Source organism: Pseudoalteromonas rubra (assembly GCF_005887095.1).
Lineage (GTDB): Bacteria > Pseudomonadota > Gammaproteobacteria > Enterobacterales > Alteromonadaceae > Pseudoalteromonas > Pseudoalteromonas rubra_E.
The window spans coordinates 1-1,156 of sequence record NZ_PNCI01000053.1 but is presented as its reverse complement, the minus strand read 5'-3'; the positions used below and the strand labels follow the sequence as shown (position 1 = coordinate 1,156).

Sequence of the window (1,156 nt, the reverse complement as noted above, 5' to 3'; positions counted from 1 at the left end):
AAACGCTATAACACCTGCCTCTTTTCTGATCTAATAACGTCCTCATTATCACTATCTATTTGTTAATTATGTCGTTATTTAGCCACCTTGAACTTGTTGAAGATCAGCGTTCTTCTATCAATCAACATCATGAGCTTACTGATGTTTTGTTTCTTATCATCTCGGCGGTTTTATCCGGTTGCGAAGGCTGGAAAGATATTGAGGTGTTCGGGCACAGTAAACTGCCGTGGCTCAGGCAGTTCAGAGCATTTAAGCACGGTATTCCAACGCGACATAGCATTGCACGAATTCTTAAAACCGTGGAAACTGATTCGTTGGTTTTGGCCTTGTTCAGTTGGGTCAACGAACAGCGGTCTCAGTCTGATAAGCCAATCATTGCGTTTGATGGTAAAACTCTGCGCGGTGCCAGTAAAAAGCGTGAGGATAACTTACACTTGGTGTCCGCTTTTGATTGCGAGTCTGGTTTAACTTTGTATCAGCGTACAGTAGAAAGTAAATCCAATGAGATACCAGCAGTTAGAGCCTTATTGGATGTGCTCGATATTTCAGATTCTATCGTTACATTAGATGCGCTACATTGTCAGAAAGCGACTCTTTCAGCGTTGATTTCAAGAGGGGCTGACTATCTGGTTCAGGTCAAAGCAAATCAGAAAACTCTTTATAAAGCAGTTGCTTCATGTTTTGAAGCAGCCTTTGAACAAGAGGAGAATTTGCCTGAAGATGTACAAGTCAGCAATGGTCATGGACGTCAGGAAACACGTATCACGTATGCTCTGAATGCAAACAAACTGCCAGAAGAGATAAGAGAAAAATGGCCCGGGATCACTTCATTAGTCGCGGTCGAAAGGCACAATAAATCCGAGTCGATAACAAAAATAGACACGCACTTCTATGTCACTTCAGTCGAGCCAGATGCACAGATGTTACAAAAAGCCATCCGCCATCATTGGCATATAGAAAACCAGCAGCATTGGGTATTGGATGTCGTGTTTAAGGAAGATGCTTGCCAAATTAGTGAGCCGATATCGGCGGAAAACATGGCGCTGTTCAGACGGGTCGTTCGCAATCTGGTAAAACAGCACACAGGCCGTAAAGATTCGATACGTGGCAAGTGCGTTCGGGCCAGTTTTGACGATGAATTCAGGGCAGAGCTTAT

General features: G+C 43.6%; 1 protein-coding gene. It reads left to right on the top strand.

What is annotated here, in order from left to right:
* Positions 1-68 precede the first annotated feature (68 nt).
* On the top strand, positions 69-1,156 hold a 1,088-nt coding region (locus tag CWB99_RS19600; protein WP_138686219.1), incomplete at its 3' end, for an ISAs1 family transposase.